Raw genomic sequence first — 7,883 nt, forward strand, 5'->3', positions numbered from 1 at the left:
TAAATCGTGTCAGAAATAACAACAAAACTATCAATTGACAGAAATATGTCAATGGGACTTAATTCTGTCGTAATCCGGCCTTGGGAACGCGAAAGCGATCCGGGCGCCGGTCATTCAGAACCGATCGAGGAGGTGCGCGATGACGTTGAACCGACAGACTTTTGAAATCCGTCATCGGCGTGGCAGCGCCGCTTTCCGGCGGCTCCTTGCTGGCAGCGCCCTTGCGGCCGCGGTTGCAGCATCATCGGCGGTGAGTGCGCAGGAGGCCGCCGAAGGGGGCGAGGGCGATGCGATCGTTGTCAGCGGCTATCGCTATCTCAGCGAAGACACGAGCGGCACCACGGGGCTCCCCGTGGCGATCGAGGATGTGCCGCAGTCGATCAGCCTCGTCAGCGAGGATTTTCTCGACGCGACCGATGCCAGAACGCTAGGCGATGTCGCGCAATATACGCCCGGTGCGCTGTTCGACGGCAATCCCGGCGGGACGTCATCGATCGTCAAGTTGCGCGGTTTTGCGGCGGGTAATGCGATCGATGGCCTGAACGTCGGCACGCTCGATTATGAGCCCGATTTTGCTACGCTCGAACGGCTCGAAATCGTCAAGGGGCCGACGTCGGTCGTCTATGGCGCCGCCAACCCCGGCGGGATCATCAATCAGGTGACGAAAGGCGCGAACGCAGGCACGCGGTCGCATGTCGAATTGCTCGGCGGCTCGTGGGGGCGCTGGCGGATTGAAGGGCAATTGGCTCGCGCGCTGAACGCCGCCGGTACGGTCCACGCGATCGGTATCGCCGTCCACGAGGAGGGCGATAGCTTCATGCAGCGGGTCAATTCGGCGAAGACGGTATTATACGCCGGTCTCGATGCCGACCTGTCGCCTGACCTGAAGGCCTATCTCCATGGTGGATATGAGCGCTACCGCCGCACATCGTTCGACGGCATCCCGACCTTTCCCGACGGGTCTCCGGCGCCGGTCGGCCGCTCCTTCTTCCTCGGTTCGGGCGATTTCGAACTGGTGACGCCGGTGGCGCGGGTGAACGGCGGGCTGGACTGGGAGGCGTCGGACGCCCTCTCGTTCAGCCTGAAGGCCAATTATCTGCGTTCAAACACGACGGGCGAGAGCGGGTTCGGGTTCGGCCTCGAGCCGAATGGCGACTTTTTCCTCGCGGTGAACAATATCACCAAGAGCGTGACCGAGGCGTTTAGCGCCGGGCTGTCGAGCGTTTACAAGCTCGACGATCTCGGCCTTGCCGACAGCTTCATCACGGTCGCCGCCAATTACCAGCATTATGATACCAAGCAGGCGGGGACGATCCCGGACATGCCGCAGGGCGATGTCGCGAACATCTTCGATGGCGTCGATGCGATCGAGGCGCTGTTCAACACCCGGACCTATCCGGGGATATTCGACTACAGTCTCAATCGCCGACTGCGCTATTTCACGCTTTCCAGCCAGGCCAGCATCAAGGTCGCCGAGCCGCTGACCCTGCTTGGCGGCATTTCGTGGGCCAAGCCCGACGTCAGCAAGCAGTCGGGCACCGGCCCCTGGCAGGATTTCAGCGGCGACAGCCAGACGAGCCTTCGCCTCGCGGCGACGCTGGAGCCGGTACGCGGGCTGAACCTCTATGCCTCGTACAGCGAATCCTTCCAGCCGCAGCTCTTTATCGATGCGGTTGGTGACGTGCTGGCCCCGTTATCGGGCGAACAATATGAGATCGGGGTCAAATATGTGTCGCCCGACCGGCGCCTGCTCCTCACCGGCGCGATCTTCGACGTCCGCCAGGCCAATCAGGCACGCTACGACCAAACGATCGACCTGATCGATCGTTATGTTGCGGTCGGCGAGGTCCGCCATCGCGGGCTCGAACTGCAAGCGGTCGGCGAGATCGCGCAGGGGTGGCAGGTCAATGCGGGCCTCGCCATCCTCGACCCGACGATCCGCAAGGATGATGATCCGACCCTGATCGGCAAGACCGTCACCTTCCTGCCCAAGAGCACCGCCAGCCTCCATACAAGCTATGAATTCGGCAACGCCTTCATCGGCGGGGGCGTCCGTTACGTCGACTCGGTGAAGACCGACATCGACCGCGCGACGCGCGACTTGCCGTCCTATGTGCTGGCCGACGTGTCGGCGGGTTATGATTTCGATCGCTTCCGCGTGCAGCTCAACGTCAAGAATATCTTCGACAAACATTATTTCGTGAACAACTATCAGACGCTGTTCTACGGAAATGTCGTCGGCGAGCCGCGGAGCGTGACGGTGTCGCTGCGCGCCGGTTTCTGATCGTTCGTGCGGGACGTGAGCGAAGGGAAGCAGGGTTTGTCGATCAAACGACAGGTGTGGGGAGCGCTGTTGTTCCTGACCGCCGTGGCCGCACCGGGGCAGCTTTCCGCGGGCGCGTCGCAAACGGCGCTGATCCACGACATCGTCTATGCCGGCGCGCGCGCGATCGATCCCGAGACCGGGCTCGACGCCATCCGCAACATCGCGGTCGATGGCGACCGGATCGTCGCGGTCAGCGAGGCGCCGCTCAAGGGACGCCGGACGATCGATGCCCGCGGGCTGGTCGCCGCGCCGGGCTTCATCGACATCCATTCGCACGCGACGACGCGCGAGGCGGCGGGCTATCAGGCGAAGGATGGGGTCACCACCCGGCTCGAGCTCGAAATCGGCACCTGGCCGGTTTCGGAATGGTATCGGGCGAAGCAGGGGCGCGAGCTGCTCAACTATGGCACGAGCGTCGGACACACGGCGGTGCGCTATTTCATCCAGAAGGGCGAGGGTGCAGCGGGCCTCGCCGCACTCCGCGACCCGATGGAGAAATTCGGCGCGAAGGAGGCGGGCGGGCCGCTGTCCGGCGCGGCGACTTTGCGGCTTTCCGCGCTGCTCGAACAGGGTCTGGGCGAAGGGGCGATCGGGATCGGCAGCGGGACGCAATATGCCCCCGGCATCTCGCGCCGCGAGATGCTTGATGTCACCGCGATTGCTGCGCGCACCGCGACCTGCCTCTTCACGCACATCCGCTATGGCAGCCTTGTCGAGCCTGACAGTGCGTTCGAGGCGGTGCAGGAAAGCATCGCCAATGCCGCTGCTACGGGCGCGTGCATCCATGTCGCGCACATCAACAGCATGGCAATGCGCGATGCGCCCTTCATGGCCGCGCTGATCGCCGATGCACGCCGCCGCGGTATCGACATCACCACCGAAACCTACCCTTGGGGCGGATCGGTCGATGCGGTGCGCAGCCATTTCTTCGATCCGGGCTGGGAAGCGCGTTGGGGCGTCGCCGTCGGCGACCTGCAATCGCGCGCGACGGGCAAAAGGCTGACGCAGGCCGAATTCGACGCGCTGCGCGCCGGGACCGCCGACGACGGGGTCATCATGCATATGAACAGCGAGGCGACGATCGCGGCGCTGCTGCGCGATCGGTCGGTGATGATCGCCAGCGACGGCGGCCGGATCGAGGGAGCGAACGGTCATCCGCGCTCGGCGGGCAGCTTTGCGCGCGTCCTCGGTCATTATGTCCGCGAAACGAAGACGATCGATCTGGCCGAGGCGCTGCGCAAGATCACCTTGATGCCCGCGCAGCGGCTTGAAGCCTTCGTTCCCGCGATGAAGCGCAAGGGCAGGCTGCAACCCGGCATGGATGCCGACATCGTGCTTTTCGACCCGCGAACGGTCGGCACGCGCGCGACCTATGGCGATGCCGCCCGCTATTCCGACGGGTTCCGCTATGTGATGGTGAACGGCGTATTGGTGGTCGATCGCGGCAAGCTCGCCGACGCCGTCAGCCCAGGGCGCCCCATCTTTTCGAAGGTCCGGCCGTGACCGCTCTTCTCGGTGCGCCGATGCCGTCGCCGACCGAAATCGCCGGGCTCGATTTGCCCAAGCCCTATCTGCTATTCTTGGGCGATGCGGCGGATACGACCTTTTTGAAGACGGGGCTCGGCCTGCGCGACTGGGCGCCGGATCTGTGCGTCGCCGAACATAAATGTCCGGGTGCCGCGGCAACGCTCGATCTGCCTGCGATGACCCCGCGCGCGGCGTATGCGGCGGGCGCGCGCGCGCTTGTCCTTTCCGCGGCATCGATCGGCGGCGCGATCAGCGAGCGCTGGATCCCCGATTTGATCGACGCTCTCGAAGCGGGGCTCGACATCATCAGCGGCGCGCACGATCGCCTCGGCGACATCGCGCAGCTTCGGCAAGCGGCGGCGGCGCATGGTCGCCGCCTGATCGACGTGCGCATACCGCCATCGGGGCTCCCGATCGCGAGCGGCCGGCGACGGAGCGGCCGCCGCCTGCTGACCGTCGGTACCGACTGCGCGCTCGGAAAAAAATATACCGCGCTGGCGCTCGCAGAGGCGTTTCGCGCTCGCGGGCTCGCCGCCGATTTCCGTGCGACCGGCCAGACCGGCATCATGATTGCCGGACGCGGAATTCCCATCGACGCGGTGGTCAGTGATTTCGTCGCGGGCGCGGCCGAGATGCTCAGTCCTGTTGCCGATCCGGCGCATTGGGATGTGATCGAGGGGCAGGGCTCGCTCTTCCATCCCTCCTATGCCGGCGTCTCGCTGGGGCTCCTCCATGGCTCGCAGCCCGACGTTCTGGTGCTGTGCCACGCGCACGGTCGCGACCGGATCGTCGGCTTGCCGGATTTCCCGCTGCCGTCGATCGGCCGCGCGATCGAGGTGACGGTGCAGCAGGCGCGGCTCACCAACCCCGGCGTCCGCTGCGCGGGTGTGTCGCTCAATACCGCCGGGCTGTCGGCCGCCGAGGCCGAACGGGCGATTGCCGCGCTGACGATGGAATGGGGCGTTCCGGTCGCCGATCCGATGCGCCGGGGTCCCGCATTCGACCGGCTCGTCGAGGCGTGTCTCGCATGATCCGCCTCCTGATCCTGTTCGTCGTCGCCATCGGTCTCACCGATCCCGCGATCGCGGCAGGAGAGGGCGAGGCCAGGCGCGCCGCGGCGCTCGCCGATATTCGCGCGATGGTCGAAGGCGCGGCGGGCGATACGGCGCTTGTCGTTGCGGTGACCGATCGCGATCGCACGCTGATGGTCGCCTCGCACGGCTATGCGGACATCGATCGGCGCATCGCCGCGACGCAGGATACGCGCTTTGCGATCGGATCGATCTCGAAATCCTTTGCCGCCGTCGCACTGATGCAGATGGCCGACGAAGGGACGTTCGATCCCGATGCGCCCATCGCGCGATATGTGCCGGAGTTCCGGTCGAAGAGCCGCCATGCCCCGATCACGGGCCACGCGTTGCTGTCGCATAGTTCTGGCCTGCCCAATTATCTGGCCTATGTCGCGTCGATGCGCTTCCTCGCGACCGCGCTGCAGGATTTCGAGCCGTGCTCCGCGCCCGGCGAGCATTTCTGGTATTCGAATTCGGGTTATCAACTGCTCGGCTATGCCGCCGAGGCGATCGACCGGCGGCCGTTCCCGCTGGTGCTCCAGCGCCGCATTCTCGACCCGCTCGGCATGGCGGCGACCGCGCCGCAGATCGACGAACGGCTGCGCGGCCGAATAGCCAACAGCTACGAGCGGACCGCTGACGGCCGGTTGGCAGCGGCGCCTTGGTTCGACCATGTCGCCGCCGACGGCGCGATCGTGTCGACCGCTCCCGATATGATGGCCTATGCACGGATGCTGCTCGCGCGCGGCAAGACAACCAAAGGCCGGATGCTTTCCGAACATTCCTTCGCGCGGATCATGACGCCGGTGCGCGACGACTATGGCTATGGCTTCGACATCGCCGACAAGGGCGAAAGGCTTTTCCACACCGGTTCGATCGCGGGTTTCCAGGCCTATTTTTCCGTCCACCTCGGGCAGGGGCTCGGTGTCGTCATTCTCGGCAATGGCCCTGCCGACCGGACGCTCCGCGAGCGCATCGTCGCGCGGCTTTTCGGGGCATCGCCGACCCCGCAGCCCGACCTGTCATGGCGCGATCCCACGAGTTTCGTCGGCAGTTTCGTCGGCGCGAACGGCCAGAAGCTTCGGTTCCGGGCCGGGGAAGCCGACGGCTTGCTGCTCGACGAGAGTGGCGAAACGCTGGCGCTCGCGCGGATCGGGCGCGAGGCGTGGGGCGCCTATCTTACCCCCAAGGGGCCACGAACTTTCCTCTTCTTCCGCGATGCGTCGGGCGCTGTGTCCGACGTTTCGGACGGCGCTGCGACCTATGTACGCGAAGGCCTCGCCTTGCCCGCGGCGCCGCCGCCAGCCTATCGCGCGCTGGTCGGGCGCTATGCCGCGCATGGCGAAGAGGGGCCGAGCGTGCGCATTTATACGCGCGGTGCGGCGCTGGTCATGTCCTATGCGGATTCGGCGCTCGCGACGCCGCTCGTCGAGGATGGCACCGGACGTTTCCGTTTTGAAAAGCCCGCCTACGCGCCCGAATGGCTCCGCTTCGACACGATCGCCGACGGCAAGGCCCAGCGTCTCTCCTTCAGCGGCGCAGCCCTCTATCGCATCGACCTGCCATGATTACGCTCGGCAGGATCGGGCTGGCCCTTTCTGCGCTGCTTGGGACAGCATCCGGCGCTGCGGCCACGCCGACCGGCGATGCCATGCGCGGCTGGGTGCAAACCCATGCGATTGCTTTGCCCGCCTGCCCATCGATGTCGTCGCGCGCGGATTTCGGCGCCATGGCGAACATGATCGGCGACGCGCGCGTGGTCGCGCTCGGCGAACCGGTGCACGGCGCGCACGAACCGCTGGCGTTTCGCAACTGCCTGTTTCGTTACCTCGTCGAAGAACGCGGATTCACAGCGATCGCGATCGAATCCGGCCTGCATGAATCGCGGCGCCTCCACGATTATGCGGCGGGTGGATCGGGCGACGTGCGCGATCTCGCGCGTACCGGGCTGACCTGGGGTTTCGGGCGCTTTCCCGAGAATATCGAGCTGATCGAATGGATCCGGGCCTATAATCTGGACCCGCGTCACAAGCGCAAGGTCGCCTTTTACGGCATCGATATGAGCGGTGGCGACGCGGACGGCGCGTGGGCGCGTGGGCGGAGCACGCTCGACAATGGGATCGCCTATCTGGCGCGTGCGGCGCCAATCAAGTCGGCGCCGGTCCGCAAGGCGGTCGTACCGTTTCTCGATCATTTCTCGGTCCCAGCTTATCTCGGTCTCGATGATCGGGAGCGCGAGCGCCTGCGCCGCGCCATTGCGGCGATGCTCGGCTTTTTCGATGCCAACCGCGCCGCCCTGATCGCGGCGTCGTCGCCGGCGGACTATGCCTGGGCCCGGCAAGATATTGTCGCGGCCCGTCAACTCCAGACCCTCTTCGACGTGTCACGCGCGCCCTCGGTCGACGGCGTGTTGAGGCCCGGAGACTATCGCGCCGACGCCGTGCGCGACGCCGCCATGGCCGAAAATGCCCGCTGGGCGCTCGATCGCGCCGGGGCCGGGGGACGGATGCTGTTGTTTGCGCACAATGGTCATATCATGAACGCACGGACGCGGGGCGGGATCTGGTCGATCTATTCCCGTCCCCCCGCGGCTATGGGGGTGCATTTGCGGCGGACCTTCGGCCGCGACCTGCTGATCGTCGGGGCCAGTTCCGCCGGCGGTCGTGGAGGACGGGCGATCAAGCCGGGGACGGTCGATGCCGTCCTTGCATCGACCGGCGTCCCGCATTTCATGATCGATTTCCGGTCGACCACGCCCGCCTGGCTCTTCCGCGAACAGTCCATCAGCGTGAACTACGATACCGAGAATGTGATCCGGCCTCGGCAAGCCTTCGATGGTTTGGTCTATTTTGATCGCCTGACCGCTTCTCGTTCAATTAGATAGGTGAGCCGTCATTACCGCCGCATCGGTTTCAAACGTCCGCTTCTCGAGGTTCGCCGCCTAAAAGCTGCCAGTCCGA

The 7,883-nt window shown here is 65.4% G+C and carries 5 protein-coding genes; all 5 read left to right on the plus strand.

Features of this window, described 5'->3' with window-relative positions:
- Nucleotides 1-139: 139 nt before the first annotated feature.
- From QOL79_RS15975 to QOL79_RS15995, 5 genes are read left to right on the plus strand one after another with little or no spacing between them, the layout of a single operon-like run.
- Nucleotides 140-2,284: a TonB-dependent siderophore receptor gene (locus QOL79_RS15975; protein WP_283420100.1), complete on the plus strand. Its 2,145-nt coding sequence runs from the start codon at nt 140-142 to the stop codon at nt 2,282-2,284.
- Nucleotides 2,285-2,320: 36 nt separating this feature from the next.
- Nucleotides 2,321-3,829 carry an amidohydrolase family protein gene (locus QOL79_RS15980; RefSeq protein ID WP_283420101.1) on the plus strand — a complete coding sequence of 503 codons (1,509 nt, stop codon included), beginning with the start codon at nt 2,321-2,323 and terminating at the stop codon, nt 3,827-3,829.
- Nucleotides 3,830-3,849: 20 nt separating this feature from the next.
- On the plus strand, nt 3,850-4,884 hold the full coding sequence (locus tag QOL79_RS15985; protein WP_283420107.1) for an N-acetyltransferase DgcN family protein: 1,035 nt from the start codon (nt 3,850-3,852) through the stop codon (nt 4,882-4,884).
- Entirely contained in the window at nt 4,881-6,491 is a 1,611-nt protein-coding gene (locus tag QOL79_RS15990; protein WP_283420102.1) for a serine hydrolase domain-containing protein, read from the plus strand. Before QOL79_RS15985 ends, QOL79_RS15990 begins: the two co-directional genes overlap by 4 nt.
- Complete coding sequence (locus QOL79_RS15995; RefSeq protein WP_283420103.1) at nt 6,488-7,807, plus strand: erythromycin esterase family protein; 1,320 nt, start codon at nt 6,488-6,490, stop codon at nt 7,805-7,807. Before QOL79_RS15990 ends, QOL79_RS15995 begins: the two co-directional genes overlap by 4 nt.
- The last annotated feature ends 76 nt before the right edge of the window (nt 7,808-7,883 follow it).

The organism is Sphingopyxis sp. Geo48 (assembly GCF_949769155.1).
In the GTDB taxonomy this organism is placed as follows: Bacteria; Pseudomonadota; Alphaproteobacteria; order Sphingomonadales; family Sphingomonadaceae; genus Sphingopyxis.